The 12,408-nt window shown below is 68.4% G+C and carries 15 protein-coding genes; 5 read left to right on the forward strand and 10 right to left on the reverse strand.

The genetic code is table 11. From position 1 onward, the window contains the following. Positions 1-42: 42 nt before the first annotated feature. Entirely contained in the window at positions 43-1,050 is a 1,008-nt protein-coding gene (locus tag ACQUQR_RS16870) for a hypothetical protein (protein ID WP_435197563.1), read from the forward strand. Here the strand turns inward: ACQUQR_RS16870 and ACQUQR_RS16875 are convergent. Continuing rightward, entirely contained in the window at positions 1,047-1,247 is a 201-nt protein-coding gene (locus tag ACQUQR_RS16875; protein ID WP_435197564.1) for a DUF7472 family protein, read from the reverse strand. The two genes, ACQUQR_RS16870 and ACQUQR_RS16875, sit on opposite strands and share 4 nt — an antisense overlap. Before the next feature lie 121 nt (positions 1,248-1,368). On the opposite strand from ACQUQR_RS16875, the gene ACQUQR_RS16880 reads away from it, so the two are divergent. Further along, positions 1,369-2,007, forward strand: coding sequence for an SWIM zinc finger family protein (locus ACQUQR_RS16880; RefSeq protein ID WP_435197565.1), 639 nt, complete (start codon positions 1,369-1,371; stop codon positions 2,005-2,007). Here ACQUQR_RS16880 and ACQUQR_RS16885 read toward each other — a convergent pair. The 5 genes from ACQUQR_RS16885 to ACQUQR_RS16905 all read right to left on the reverse strand — a co-directional run bounded on the left by ACQUQR_RS16885 (position 1,997) and on the right by ACQUQR_RS16905 (position 7,069). Then, positions 1,997-2,635 carry a hypothetical protein gene (locus ACQUQR_RS16885; protein ID WP_435197566.1) on the reverse strand — a complete coding sequence of 213 codons (639 nt, stop codon included), beginning with the start codon at positions 2,633-2,635 and terminating at the stop codon, positions 1,997-1,999. The genes ACQUQR_RS16880 and ACQUQR_RS16885 overlap by 11 nt on opposite strands. Before the next feature lie 29 nt (positions 2,636-2,664). Further along, complete coding sequence (gene hjc, locus ACQUQR_RS16890) at positions 2,665-3,189, reverse strand: Holliday junction resolvase Hjc (RefSeq protein WP_435197567.1); 525 nt, start codon at positions 3,187-3,189, stop codon at positions 2,665-2,667. 216 nt (positions 3,190-3,405) lie between these two features. Further along, positions 3,406-4,686, reverse strand: coding sequence for an adenosylhomocysteinase (locus ACQUQR_RS16895; protein ID WP_435197568.1), 1,281 nt, complete (start codon positions 4,684-4,686; stop codon positions 3,406-3,408). Between the two features lie 174 nt (positions 4,687-4,860). Beyond that, a complete protein-coding gene (locus tag ACQUQR_RS16900; protein WP_435197569.1) occupies positions 4,861-5,649 on the reverse strand; it encodes a hypothetical protein in 789 nt (262 codons plus the stop codon). Between the two features lie 139 nt (positions 5,650-5,788). Further along, entirely contained in the window at positions 5,789-7,069 is a 1,281-nt protein-coding gene (locus ACQUQR_RS16905; RefSeq protein ID WP_435197570.1) for an amidohydrolase, read from the reverse strand. 77 nt (positions 7,070-7,146) lie between these two features. Between ACQUQR_RS16905 and ACQUQR_RS16910 the strand changes: the two genes are divergently transcribed. Next, a complete protein-coding gene (locus tag ACQUQR_RS16910) occupies positions 7,147-7,521 on the forward strand; it encodes a hypothetical protein (protein ID WP_435197571.1) in 375 nt (124 codons plus the stop codon). A gap of 39 nt (positions 7,522-7,560) precedes the next feature. Continuing rightward, on the forward strand, positions 7,561-8,406 hold the full coding sequence (gene hisG, locus ACQUQR_RS16915) for an ATP phosphoribosyltransferase (protein ID WP_435197572.1): 846 nt from the start codon (positions 7,561-7,563) through the stop codon (positions 8,404-8,406). Here the strand turns inward: hisG and ACQUQR_RS16920 are convergent, their stop codons facing one another. Both ACQUQR_RS16920 and ACQUQR_RS16925 read right to left on the reverse strand, forming a co-directional pair. Continuing rightward, positions 8,407-8,793, reverse strand: a complete 387-nt coding sequence (locus tag ACQUQR_RS16920; RefSeq protein ID WP_435197573.1) for a DUF7473 family protein — start codon at positions 8,791-8,793, stop codon at positions 8,407-8,409. 79 nt (positions 8,794-8,872) lie between these two features. Continuing rightward, complete coding sequence (locus tag ACQUQR_RS16925) at positions 8,873-9,436, reverse strand: TATA-box-binding protein (RefSeq protein WP_435197574.1); 564 nt, start codon at positions 9,434-9,436, stop codon at positions 8,873-8,875. A gap of 130 nt (positions 9,437-9,566) precedes the next feature. Here ACQUQR_RS16925 and ACQUQR_RS16930 point away from each other — a divergent pair, with 130 nt between their 5' ends. Further along, on the forward strand, positions 9,567-10,556 hold the full coding sequence (locus tag ACQUQR_RS16930; RefSeq protein ID WP_435197575.1) for a methyltransferase domain-containing protein: 990 nt from the start codon (positions 9,567-9,569) through the stop codon (positions 10,554-10,556). On the opposite strand, the gene ACQUQR_RS16935 is transcribed toward ACQUQR_RS16930, so the two are convergent. Then, complete coding sequence (locus tag ACQUQR_RS16935) at positions 10,553-11,551, reverse strand: AAA family ATPase (RefSeq protein ID WP_435197576.1); 999 nt, start codon at positions 11,549-11,551, stop codon at positions 10,553-10,555. The two genes, ACQUQR_RS16930 and ACQUQR_RS16935, sit on opposite strands and share 4 nt — an antisense overlap. A 33-nt stretch (positions 11,552-11,584) precedes the next feature. After that, positions 11,585-12,325 (reverse strand): 3-oxoacyl-[acyl-carrier-protein] reductase, encoded by a 741-nt coding sequence (gene fabG, locus ACQUQR_RS16940; RefSeq protein ID WP_435197577.1) that lies wholly within the window; start codon positions 12,323-12,325, stop codon positions 11,585-11,587. Between the last annotated feature and the right edge of the window lie 83 nt (positions 12,326-12,408).

Here is a 12,408-nt window from a genome sequence, read left to right on the forward strand (position 1 = left end):
CGGACCGTCGCGTTTATTCGCGCCCCCTCGCAAGCCGTGGGTATGCAGCCGCTCCACGCCCGCTACCCGTTCCTGCAGGTCTCGCGCGAGGCCGTGCGGGCCGCCGACGTGGACCTCGCGGCCGTCGTCCGAGAGGGCGGTGACCCCGTCGCCCGCGGCGTCGAACGCGTGGAGCGCGCCCTCGTGGAGGGGACGGTGGCCCCGCAGGGCCGCTGGGGGACCCGCGCGGAGCTCCTCTCGTACCCCGTCGCCCGCGTGCTCGTCTCGCTCATCGACGTGCCCGGCGCGGTCGAGAAGTACGCCCGCGCGGAGGCCGCGCTCGCCTACGAGCGGTTCACCGACGACTTCACTGACGATACACAGTTGAAGAGCAGTTCGACCGAACGCCTCTCGCTGTCCCAGCTGCTCGCCGATTTCGAGCTGGGTGGTACGGTCAATCCCACCGGCGACGACCGGTTCGAGGTCGCCGTGGGTGCGTATCTCGACCTCTCGGCGGGCCGCGACGGGGCGCGCTGGCGGCTCGCGGCCCGCGAACTCGGGGGTGGGAAGGTGACCGTCACCCGCAGCGAGCTCTACGACCTCCTGCGCGAGGCCGTGCGCGTCCGGGTCGCGGACGGGCTCCCGCTCTCGGTGCCGGACCCAATCGCCGAGGCGCTGGCCCCGCAGGTCGCCGAGCTCCGTGACGCGCTGGCCGTCGTCGACGAGACGCGCGACGTGGATCAGTTGGTCCCCGAGTCGTTCCCGCCGTGCATGCAGGCGCTCGTCGAGCGAGCGCCCGAGCTGGACGACGACGGTGCCTTCGCGCTCTGTTCCTTCCTCGCCTCCTGTGGCGCGGGGTTCGAGGAGGCCGCGGCCGTCGTGGGGCTCGACTCCCCCGAGGACGCCGACACGCTCCGCTATCGGATGGAGCGGCTCGCTGGAGAGGGCGCGCAGTTCGCCCCCCCGTCGTGTGCGACGATGGTCGAGAACGACCTCTGTGTGAACAAAGACGAGCTCTGTGCGACCATCAGCCACCCGCTCGCGTACTACGAGCGACGACTGGAGAACTAGCGGCGTTCGAGCGCGACGCCGACGATGGCCATCAGGACGACGAAGACGGCGATGCTTCCGACGAGCGCGAGTGCGCCCTGCTGGGTGAGGTTCTCCCCACCGTAGGTCGTGCCGATGACGAGGATGAGTGCGACGAACGCGGTCACCGCGACGAACGAGGCGATGATCTCGACGACTGCATCCCGCGAGAGTTCCATATCCCGCGTTCCTGTGGCCCGGGCAAAAGGGCTTCGAAGGTGAGCGGACGTGAACGGACGAGCGATTTACCTCCACTGAGACCCTTCTTTCGGGTGGAACGGCACCGCGCCACCACAGATCATGACGCCTCCCGAACACACACCAGCGTCACCGCGAAAACGCCCGCTCGCCCCCGACCTCTCGGAGCTCGACGCCCGCTCCGTCCGCGCGTGGACGGAGTCGATGGCCGTCTCTTCCATGGGGAGGGGCCGCTACCGCGTGGAAAGCGAGTCGGGCAACGAGTACACCGTCGATTTAGCGAGAAGCGACTGCTCCTGTCCCGACCACGAACTGCGCCGCGAGCGCTGTAAACACCTCCGCCGGGTCGCCCTCGAAGTCACGCTCGGCAACGTCGCGCCGCCCGGGCGCGTGCGGGAGACCTGTGCCGCCTGCGACCGCCCGAGTTTCGTCCCCGAGGCGGGGCCGGCGCTCTGCGACCGCTGTCGGCTCGAGCCCGGCGACGTGGTCCGGGACCGCGAGACCGGCGACCTGCTCGTCGTCGCCCGCGCCACCGACCGCCGCGCGGACGAGTGGTTCCTGGAGGGGGTGGGCTCGACCGTCGCCGACCACGCCACTAATCGCGGGTATCCCGCCGCCGACGTGGTCGTCGAGGCCGTCTACCCCTTCAGCGACTCGGCGCGAACATCCGTGCTCGACGGGAAACGCTACGCGTTCCCCCGCTCCCGGTTGGAGGAACTGGACCAGCAGTTCATCCGCTGATTCGCGTTCTTCCACCCAGTAACCCGAGCACGAGACACACCGCGCCCAGCGCGTACGCCGGCAGTTTCACGTAGAGCCACGGGTCCCTGACCTGCGTCGTGCCGGCCTCGTAGACGAGGACGGGGCCGTCCGCGGTCTCGACGACGCCCGTCGCCAGCATCGAGCGGCTCACCGCCTGCCCCGTTCTCGCAGCGTCACGAACCGGGTCCGAGAGCCGGGCGACCGTGAGCGCGTCGGCGACGGTCCGGGGGGAAACGCGCTCCGCATCGAGCCTAAACGTCCTGTTTTCGACGCTCCCCCGGAGCCGGTAATACTGGTCGCCGTGGTCGTCCGCGGCGAACCGACGGGTCGCGAGCGCCCGTTCCGCGTCCGTGAGTTCGTCTGCGGGCCGTTCGACCGTCTCGTTCGCGGCCTCGCGGACGAGGTCGCGCTGGTCGATGAGATACTGCACCTCGGGATGCCTGTAGAGGGCTTCGACGGCCTCGCTGTCGTCGAAATCGAGCTCGGCAGATTCGTAGACGTACGCGGTCTCGGGACCGGGACCGTTGCCCACGACCGGCTGCGCGAGGACGAGGACGCCGACGAGAACGAGGAGGGCGGCACGAGTGGAGGGGCGGGGAACGCGCATAGCGGGAGGACGGGCAGGCGCGTGAAAAGTTATTCCAGCATCTCGCTCGCTTCCTCCACCGAGATCGCCCCCTGTTTCACCGCGTTGAGAATCTCCGCGATGTCCGGGCCTGAATCCGCCTTCTCCACCGCGATCTCGTCGAGCGTCACCTTCGTCGACTCGCCGGTGAGCTCCGCGAGGTCGACGCCGGATGCGAGCGCCGTCTCCTTCTTCACGCGGTAGTTCCCCCCGTCCGTCGTGTGGAGGTCCGCGGGGTGGAAGAAGTACCAGTCCTCCCGGTCGAACCGCACCGCGATTCTCGGCTTGGCTCCGAAGTTCCGCGAGAAGTAGACGAGGGCTTCGACCTCCTCGCCGGTGAGGTAGATGGGCCGGCCGGCGGAGGCCTTCGCCTCGATGGCGTAGAACAGCTCCCCGTTGCCGGCGAGCACGTCGGGGAGTTCGCGCTCCGTCGCCGCGCCGGAGGCGGGCGCCCGCATCACCGCGAACCCACGCTCGTCGAGGAGGTTGACGAGCTCCCGCTCGCGGCGGTTCCCCTTCGAGTTCGTGTTGACCATACTCGATGGGAGGCGTCCGGGGTCTTAAACGGCCGGACAGCGCGGTGAAACTGGACTCTTTGAACGGGTTCGAACGCTCTCGTTTTGCGCGTTGTCGTGAACGTCTGCAAAGCTCGCTGTTGGTTCGTCGCGCAGTCCGCGTACACCTGCAAAGCCCTCGCCCGCTCGCCGTGCCTGACTCGCTGTGCTCCTCAGTCGCTCCGCTCCCTGCGGTGCTTACGTCCCGTGGGCCCACGAGCCCATGTACTCGCGCTGCTCCTCGCTGAGGGTGTCGAACTCCACGCCCTCGGCGGCGAGTTTGATCTCGGCGACCTCCCTGTCCAGCTCGTCGGGGAGGTCGTGGACGCCAGCCTCGTACTGGTCGCCGTGTTCGACGAGTTCGCGGACCGCGACGGCCTGCACGCCGAAGCTCTGGTCCATCACCTCGACCGGGTGGCCGAGCGCGGTGGGGGCCGCGAGGTTGACGAGCCGCCCCTCCGCGAGGACGTTGATGCGGTTACCGTTCGGGAGTTCGTACTCACGAACCCCGTCGCGGGCCTCGCGCTCCTCGACGGCGAGCGCGGAGAGCTCATCGAGGTTCACCTCCACGTCGAAGTGGCCGGCGTTGGCGAGGACGACGCCGTCGTTCATCCGCTCGAAATGCTCGGCGGTGATGACGTCGCGGTTGCCCGTCGTCGTGATGAACACGTCACCGCGCTCGGCGGCGTCGGCCATCGTCGTCACCTCGTACCCCTCCATGTGGGCTTCGAGGGCGCGCCGGGGCTCGACCTCGGTGACGATGACGTGGGCGTTCTGGCCCTTCGCCTTCTTGGCGACGCCGCGGCCGCAGTCCCCGTAGCCCGCGACGACGACCGTCTTCCCGGCGTACGAGAGGTTCGTCGTCATGGCGATGTTGGCGAGCGCGGACTCCCCGGTGCCGTGGACGTTGTCGAACAGCCGTTTCATCGGGGTGTCGTTCACGGCGAAGACGGGGTAGCGCAGCGCGCCGTCGTCGTCCATCGCGCGGAGGCGGTGGACGCCCGTGGTCGTCTCCTCACACCCGCCGATGATGGAGTCGATGAGCTCCGGGTAGTCCTCGTGGATGGCCGCGACCATGTCCATCCCGTCGTCGACGGTGACGGTGGGCTCGTGGGCGATGACCGCCTCGATCGCCGCGTAGTACTCCTCGTCGTCGACGCCGCGCTTGGCGTAGGAGGTGATTCGCGGGTGCTCGTCGAGCGCCGCGCTCACGTCGTCGTGGGTGGAGAGGGGGTTACAGCCGGTGATGGCGACCTCCGCGCCACCGTCGGCCAACAGCTGGGTGAGCGCCGCCGTCTTCGCCTCGACGTGCATCGCCATGCCGATGACCTGGCCGGCGAACGGCTGGTCGGCCTCGAACTCCTCGCGGAGCGCCGCGAGGATGGGCATGTGCTCGCGGGCCCACTCGATCTTGCGGTGGCCCTCCGCGCGAGCCGCGTCGAGGTCCTCGACCTGCTCGCTGATGGGTGGATAGCTCATACCGATGAGTCGAACAGGCGGATGAAAACCCTACCGAAGCAGGATATTCGGTAGCGCGAGGCTACCGGGAGAAGCAGGATATTCGGTAGCGCGAGGCTACCGGGAGAAGCAGGATATCCGGCAGCACGCGGCTACCGGGAGAAAGAGGGGTCGGCGACGCGATACGCCGTGTCGTTAGTTCTTCGGGCCGTTCCCGTTGCCGGCGTGGTCGGGACGACCGGAGTCCTCCTCCTCGTCGTCCTCGTCCTCGTCTTCCGCCTCGTCGTCGTCACCGCCCGCGTGTGCGGGCTTGCCCTTCGGCTTGTCTTTCTTGTCCTTGTTCGGACCCTTGTCGGCCGGCGGGCCGCGGCGGTCGTCGTCGACCTCGGTTTCGTTCTCGTCGGTCTCGTTGCCGTCGTCGTCACCGCCGAAGACCGGGTGGGTTGCCTTCTGCGACTGGCCGGGGTTGTTCGTGGTGACGAACTGCGAGACCAGCTCGCCGACCGTGTAGTTCGACTCGTTGGAGTACGACTGCGCGTACTGCACGAAGGCGGCCACGTCCTCACCGAACGGGCCCGTGCCGTCGTACTCGAACTCGCTCGTCTCGTTGGTCTCGTTGGTCTCGTTGGTGGCGTTTCCGCCAGCGACGAGGTCCGCGGTGGTGGACGCGGTCATGTTCTCGTAGCTCGCGGTGACGCTGATGGTGACGTTCTCCTCGGGGCTCGGGAGCGAGACGGTCCCCGCCGCGCCCGTGGTGTAGTCACCGGTCCCGGAGTAGTTCCCGCTCGTCGTCACGGAGACGTTCGCGCCCTCGACGGCCGTCCCGTTCGACGTGACGCTCACCGTGACGTCCTCGCCCTGCGAGACGCCGACATCCAGTTCACCGTTCGCCGCTGCCGTCGCACCGACCGCGCCGACGCCGAAGACGCTCACGACCATGAGCGCCGAGGCGACCAGCGCGAAGAGTTTCGAGTTCCCTTGCATCACGTCTCTCCCGTCGACTGGCAGGGGGATAAACCGGGATTCTCGTTCACTTCGTTCGACCCGTTCACACCGCTGATAGTGGAAGTTCTACGGCGGTTAGAGCGTTTAAAAACGATCCTCGGCGTTTAATTCCGGGTTCTCACGTCCGGTCGACGGCACGCATCGCGCGCCGCTCGGCTTCCTCGCGCACCTGTTTCTCGTCCAGCGTCAGCACTTCCCGCTCGCGCATCAGTACCTCTCCGTCACAGACCGTGTGGCGCACATCGGAGCCGCGGACGGCGTACGCGAGATGGCTCACGAGGTCGTGGGGGGGGGTGAGATGCGGGGCCTCGAAGTCGACGACGATGCAGTCGGCGGCCGCCCCCTCCTCCAGCCGCCCGCTCCCGAGGCCCGTCGCGCGCGCGGAGCCCTGCGTCGCCATCTCCACGGCCGTTCCGGCGTCGACCGCGCTCGCGTCGTCCGCGGCGAGCTTGCCGAGCATCGCGGCGTCGCGCAGCTCGTCGAACATGTCGAGGTCGTTGTTCGACGCCGCGCCGTCGGTGCCGAGCCCCACGGTGACCCCGGCGTCGAGCATCTTCTGAATCGGGGCCATCCCCGAGGCGAGTTTCATGTTCGAGGCGGGGCAGTGGACGACTCCCGTCCCGCGCTCGGCGAGCAGGTCGATCTCCTCGTCGGAGACGTGGACGCCGTGGGCGACCCAGTCCTCCTCGGTGAGCATCCCGAGGTCGTCCGCGTACGCTCCGGGGGTCTGTCCCGTCTCCGCAGCGATGGGCGCCAGATAGTCGTGCGTCTCGTTCAGGTGGAAGTGGAGCGGGACGCCGGCCTCGCGCGTTTTGGGGACGTACTCCTCTAAGAACTCGGTCCCCACCGTGTGTGGGGCGTGGGGCATCACGGCCGTCGTGATGCGGCCGTCCGCGGCCCCCTGGAGCTGGTCGGCCGCGCGCAGGCTCTCCTCGAAGTCCGTGCGCGCCTCGGCCGCCTCCTTTCCGAGGGTGACGACGCCGTGGCCGATTCGGGCCCGGAGCCCGGCCTCCGCCACCGCGTCCGCGACGGCGTGGACGTGGAAGTACATGTCCGCGAACGCCGTCGTCCCCGACCTGATCATCTCCAGTGCGCCGAGCGCCGCGCCCGCCCGTACGTCCGCGGGTTTCAGCTCCCCCTCGATGGGCCAGATATCCTCCGTCAGCCACTCCTGGAGGGGTTTGTCGTCGGCGTATCCCCGGAGGAGGGTCATCGCGACGTGCCCGTGGGCGTTGACGAGCCCGGGCATGACGAGGCCTCCCTCGGCGTCCAGCGACTCCGTGCCGGCGGGCACGTCGTCGCCGATTTCCCGAACGACGCCGTCCTCGATGTAGACATCGGCCTCCTCGATAGCGTGGTCGGGGTGGAGCACCCGCCCGCCCTCGATGGTGAGACTCATACCGGGGCTTTCCGCGCACGGGCCATGACCCTCACGGTTCGGGGAACGGTTTTGCCCACGTCCCGAGAACACGAACCATGCTCGCGTACCCACTGTTCGGCCTCTTCGTCTCCCTCGCTGCGGTCGCTCTCATCGGTGGATGGCTGTGGCGACGCTACGCCGCCCGCCTCGACAACCGGGCGGCCCGGGAGGACCGGGTAGGTACTGCGTTCCGCGTCGTCCCCGCCTACGGGCTCTGGGTGTTCTCGCTTGCGGTTCTGTCGCTCGGATGCTATCAACTCAGCGTCTTCGGACGGCTCGCCACGGACCTGAACCCGGACCCGGTACTCGCGGTCGCGGCGTCGCTCCCGAGTGATCTTCTGGCAGGGCTCGCGGCCCTGTTGCTCGCCGTCGCGATGGGACTGGTGTTCGGCGGGCCACTCGCGGGCGAACTCTTCGTACGCCGCGAGTGAGGGGAAAGACCCTTCGCCGGCGACGCCCAACCCCGGCCAATGAGGATTGCCGTGCCCAACAAGGGCCGCCTGCACGACCCGACCATCGCCCTGCTCGAACGCGCGGGGCTCCACATCGAGAACGGGGCCGACCGCAAGCTCTACGCGGACACCGTCGACCCCGACGTGACCGTGCTGTTCGCCCGCGCGGCCGACATCCCGGAGTACGTCGCGGACGGCGCCGCGGCCATCGGCATCACCGGCCGTGACCAGGTCCACGAGAGCGAGACGGACCTCGTCGACCTGCTCGACCTGGACTTCGGGAAGTGCCGGCTCGTCCTCGCGGCCCCGGAGGACGGCCCCATCGAGAGCGTGGAGGCGCTCGCGGGCGGCACCGTCGCCACGGAGTTCCCCAACATCGCGAAGCAGTACTTCGCCGACAAGCCCGTCTCGCCCGACATCGTGGAGGTGTCCGGGGCGACGGAGCTCACCCCCCACGTCGACATCGCCGACGCCATCATCGACATCACCTCCACCGGGACGACGCTGAAGATGAACCGGCTGGCCATCGTCGACGAGGTGCTCTCCTCGTCGGTGCACCTCTACGCCAACCCCGAGGTGGCGGAGGACCCGAAGGTCCAGCAGATCGCCACGGCGCTCGAATCCGTCCTCGCCGCGGACGGCAAGCGCTACCTGATGATGAACGTCCCCGAAGGGCAGCTGAAAGAAGTCGAGGACGTGATCCCGGGGATGGGCGGCCCCACCGTCATGGACATCGACGGGCAGGACGCCGTCGCCGTCCACGTCGTGGTCGACGAACGCGAGGTGTTCGAGACCATCACGCGGCTCAAGCAGGCCGGCGCGAGCGACATTCTCGTCACCGAGATCGAGCGGCTGGTCGAGTAGCTACAGCAACCCGAGGAGGTTCGCCAGCGAGAACCCCAGCCCCGCCGCGAACGCGAGGTGGATTATCGTGAGCGGGAACGCGCTTTTCAGTTTCAGCCGGTAGACGACGCTGATCGCCAGCATGTCCGCGATGAACGTCATCACGAGCGCGACGGCGACGCCGTAGCCGGCGAGGACCCCCGGCGCGGCGGCGATGCCGTACTGCTGGAGGAGGATGGACACCGCGGCGGGGACGGGCGCGACCGTCGCCGCGCGCTGGGAGGGGACCTCACCGATGAAGAAGAGGGCCGCGAGATGCAGCGTCACGGCGTAAAAGAGGGTCGTCACGAGGAACGTCACGACGAGCGCGAGCAGGCCCCCGCCCGTCGCGTCCACCTGTGCGAGCATAGCGGCGGTAGCCTCGCGAGCGGTATGGAGGTTCCGAAAGCGGGTGCTCGAGCGGGCGAAAGAACGGAGAGAGAGGGCGTTAGTTGCCGAGGAGCCCGAGCTCGTCGAGCCGGGAGACGATCTTGTCGACCGCGTGCTCCGCGTCGACGGGCTGTTTGCCGCCGGTGATGACGAGCTTCCCGGAGCCGAACAGCAGGGCGACCACGTCGGGGTCGTCGAGGCGGTAGACGAGGCCGGGGAACTGCTCCGGCTCGTACTCGATATTTTCGAGGCCGAGGCCGATGGCGATGGCGTTGAGGTTGAGGTTACGGCCGAGGTCCGCCGACGTGACGATGTTCTGCACGACGATCTCGGGGTCCTCCTCCACCTCGATGTTGAGCTCACGGAGCTTGTCGAAGACGATTCGCAGGCTCTCGTGCACGTCGTCGGTCGATTTGGCACCGGTGCAGACGATCTTGCCGGAGCGGAAGATGAGCGCTGCCGACTTCGGGTCCTGCGTGCGGTAGACGAGGCCGGGGAACTGCTCCGGGTCGTAGTCCGCGCCTTCGAGGTCCATCGCCACGCTCTGCAGGTCGAGCTCCTGCCCGATACCCGTCGAGGCGACCACGTTCTCGATGTTGATGGTTTCCTTGGGGTCGTCCATAGTCGACTTAAAACACGTATTTAAGGTTTATAAATGTACGTGGTGTTCCCTGACAGGTCGCACGCCCGGCCAGTTCGCGCCGCCCCCGGCGAGCCGGTAGCCTCTTTTTCTCGCTGCCCCGAGTCGGGGTGTGTATCTGCTCGAACTCGGTGGCGAGGACGACGCCTTCGCAGCCTGCGAGGCCGCGAGCGCCTGCTCCGCCGTCGAGCGACTCGCCCCCGGGCTCGCCACCGCACGGGGGGTCTCAGACCGCGTGCGCGGGCTCGCCTTCACCCACCGCGTTTCGCGGCTCGTGGGCACCTGCGACCCCGATATCGAGAGCGCCGTGGCCACCCTCGAGGCTGCGGGCCTCGACCGCGAGGGCTCCATCGCCGTGCGCGCGGTCGACGTGCGCGGGCTGACCGGGGTCTCCACCGCGCGCGCGGAACGCGACCTCGGCGGGGTCCTCGTCGACCGGGGCTTCTCGGTCGACCTCGACGACCCGGACCACACCCTCCGCGCGTGCTTCTCGGAGGGCGTCTGTGCGCTCGGCTGGCTCGAAGCCGAATCGGTGCGGGATTTCGGCGACCGGATGCCCACGAAGAAACCGTTCTTCCAGCCGGGGAGCATGGACCCGCTGTTCGCCCGCGCGGTGGTCAACATCGCCGGCGCGCGCCCCGGCGCGACCATCCTCGACCCGATGTGCGGGACGGGCGGCATCCTGAGCGAGGCCGCGCTCCTCGGCGCGCGCGTGCTCGGCAACGACGCCCAGAAGAAGATGGTCGAGGGCGCGCGGGTCAATCTGGAACACTACTTCGCCGAGGACTCCCCCCTCGGCGCCGAGCTGGCCGACTGGCATCTCACCCGCGGTGACGCCACCCGCCTTCCCTACCGCGACGGCGCGGCCGACGCCGTCGTCTTCGACGCGCCCTACGGGAGACAGTCGAAGATCGAGCACGACTCGCTGTCCGACCTCGTGGGCGACGCCCTCCGTGAGACCCGACGGATCGCCGACCGCGGCGTCCTCGTCGCGGACCGCTCGTGGGTCACGGAAGCTGAAGCCGCCGGCTGGACGGTGAGAGAAACCTTCCGAAAGCGCGTCCACCGGTCGCTCGACCGGCACGTCCACGTCCTGGATTAGGCGCCGAGCTCCGCGAGCAGCCGCGAGAGGTGGACCCGCGCTTTCTGCCCTTCCGCCATGTCCCTGTCGGCCTCGCCCGCGAGCTGGTAGAGCCGCGCGAGCTCTCGTCCATTATATTTGCTCCGCCCCGCGGTGAGGATCTCCTGGAGCACCTCGTCGCCGGAGTAGCCCTCCGAAAAGAGGAGGTCGTCGAGCGCGGAGCGGGCCGACGAGAACTCACCCGCTTCGGCGTCGGCGAGCATCTCCTTTACGTCGCCTGTGACGCCGATGTCGCCGAGCGCGTCGTAGGCGGCCTGCATCGTGACGGCGTCGGCCTGCTCCGCGGCGGTCTGAGCGCCCAGCACGGCCTTCCGGAGGTCGCCGCCCGCGTAGCCCGCGACGTACTCCAGCCCGTCGTCGTCGTACGCTACCCCGGCGAGGTCGACGACGCGTTCGAGCGCCGTCACCGTCTCCGCGTGCGTCGGCGCCGGCATCGGGACGGTGAAACACCGGGATTTGATGGGTGGGATGAGCTTCGAGGGCTGGCGCGTCGCGATGACGAACTGCGTGTTCTGGGCGTACTGCTCCATCACGCGCCGGAGTGCCTGCTGGAAGTCCTCGCGGATCTCCTCGGCGTTGTCGAGGAGGACGGTCTTGTACGTCCCCGACATCGGCGGATGGGCCGCCGACTCCTTGAGGACGTGGTTGATCATATCCCGCTTCGACATCCGGGAGCGCCCGGCGAGGAAGTGCTCGAACCGGGGGTCGTTGCGGATCTGCTTTTTCGTCCGCGAGAAGAAGTCGGCGACGTTGATCTCGACGAGGTCGTTGTCCGGGTCGTCGTGCGCCTCGCGGGCGAGCGCGCGGGCCGCGGCGGTCTTCCCGACGCCGCGGGGGCCGTAGAGCACGAGGTTGATGGGCTCGGCGCTCGCCCGGCTCAGATACTCACGCATGTCCGCCTGGGGGAGGTCCGCGATGGCGGGGGCGTACTCGTCGGTCCACAGCGGCGCGTCCATTACCCCCTCGTAGTTAGTCGAGGGGCAAGAACCCTACCACTCCATGCCGCCGTTGACGGCGAGGATCTGGCCGGTCATGTAGGATGACTCCTCGCTGGCGACGAAGCGGACGATACCCGAGACGTCTTCGACGGTGGCGAACCGGTCGAGCGGGATGCGCCGGAGGATCTTCTCCTTGACGCGCTCGGGAACCGTCTCCAGCATGTCCGTGGCGACGAAGCCGGGGGCGACGCAGTTCGCGGTCGACCCCTCCGAAGCGAGTTCGAGGGCGATGGTGCGGGTGAAGCCGAACAGCCCGGATTTCGTCGTCGCATAATTGGCCTGCCCGTAGTTCCCCTGCTGGCCGACGACCGAGGAGATGTTGATGAGCCGGCCCTCGTGGGCCTGCCGGACGTCCTCGAAGAAGTGTTTGGTGCAGTTGAACACGCCGCCGAGGTTGACGCGCATGACGCGCTCCCAGTCTTCACGGCTCATGTGCTCGAACTTCTTGTCGACGGTGATACCCGCGTTGTTCACGAGCACGTCGACCTCGCCGAACTCGTCGTGGACCCGTTCGCGCATCAGGCCCACCTCCTCGTAGTCGGCCACGTCGGCCTTGGCGGTGATGGCGTTCCCGCCGCGAGCTTCGACCTCCTCGACGACCTCCTGTGCTTCCTCGTCCGAGGACCGGTAGTTGACGACGACGTTCGCGCCCGTCTCGCCCAGTTCTAACGCGATTCCCCGGCCGATGCCGCGTGACGCCCCCGTCACGAGACACGTCTGCTCGGAGAGCATACCGACCCGTTCGGCGGCGAGCCTAAAGCGTTATCGGCGACGCCCCGGCGCCGCAGTTCTTTTCGGTTCCCGCCACCTTCGCT

This window comes from Natronomonas sp. EA1, assembly GCF_051195035.1.
In the GTDB taxonomy this organism is placed as follows: Archaea; Halobacteriota; Halobacteria; order Halobacteriales; family Haloarculaceae; genus JBNTJV01.

Bases quoted from the DNA above. Each gene is read 5' to 3' on its own strand.
- ACQUQR_RS16880 (WP_435197565.1), top strand. From the start codon at position 1,369: ATGACGCCTCCCGAACACACACCAGCGTCACCGCGAAAACGCCCGCTC.
- ACQUQR_RS16870 (WP_435197563.1), top strand. From the start codon at position 43: ATGCAGCCGCTCCACGCCCGCTACCCGTTCCTGCAGGTCTCGCGCGAG.
- ACQUQR_RS16925 (WP_435197574.1), bottom strand. From the start codon at position 9,436: ATGGACGACCCCAAGGAAACCATCAACATCGAGAACGTGGTCGCCTCG.
- ACQUQR_RS16900 (WP_435197569.1), bottom strand. From the start codon at position 5,649: ATGCAAGGGAACTCGAAACTCTTCGCGCTGGTCGCCTCGGCGCTCATG.
- ACQUQR_RS16920 (WP_435197573.1), bottom strand. From the start codon at position 8,793: ATGCTCGCACAGGTGGACGCGACGGGCGGGGGCCTGCTCGCGCTCGTC.
- ACQUQR_RS16875 (WP_435197564.1), bottom strand. From the start codon at position 1,247: ATGGAACTCTCGCGGGATGCAGTCGTCGAGATCATCGCCTCGTTCGTC.
- ACQUQR_RS16910 (WP_435197571.1), top strand. From the start codon at position 7,147: ATGCTCGCGTACCCACTGTTCGGCCTCTTCGTCTCCCTCGCTGCGGTC.
- ACQUQR_RS16885 (WP_435197566.1), bottom strand. From the start codon at position 2,635: ATGCGCGTTCCCCGCCCCTCCACTCGTGCCGCCCTCCTCGTTCTCGTC.
- ACQUQR_RS16935 (WP_435197576.1), bottom strand. From the start codon at position 11,551: ATGGACGCGCCGCTGTGGACCGACGAGTACGCCCCCGCCATCGCGGAC.
- fabG (WP_435197577.1), bottom strand. From the start codon at position 12,325: ATGCTCTCCGAGCAGACGTGTCTCGTGACGGGGGCGTCACGCGGCATC.
- ACQUQR_RS16895 (WP_435197568.1), bottom strand. From the start codon at position 4,686: ATGAGCTATCCACCCATCAGCGAGCAGGTCGAGGACCTCGACGCGGCT.
- hjc (WP_435197567.1), bottom strand. From the start codon at position 3,189: ATGGTCAACACGAACTCGAAGGGGAACCGCCGCGAGCGGGAGCTCGTC.
- ACQUQR_RS16905 (WP_435197570.1), bottom strand. From the start codon at position 7,069: ATGAGTCTCACCATCGAGGGCGGGCGGGTGCTCCACCCCGACCACGCT.
- hisG (WP_435197572.1), top strand. From the start codon at position 7,561: ATGAGGATTGCCGTGCCCAACAAGGGCCGCCTGCACGACCCGACCATC.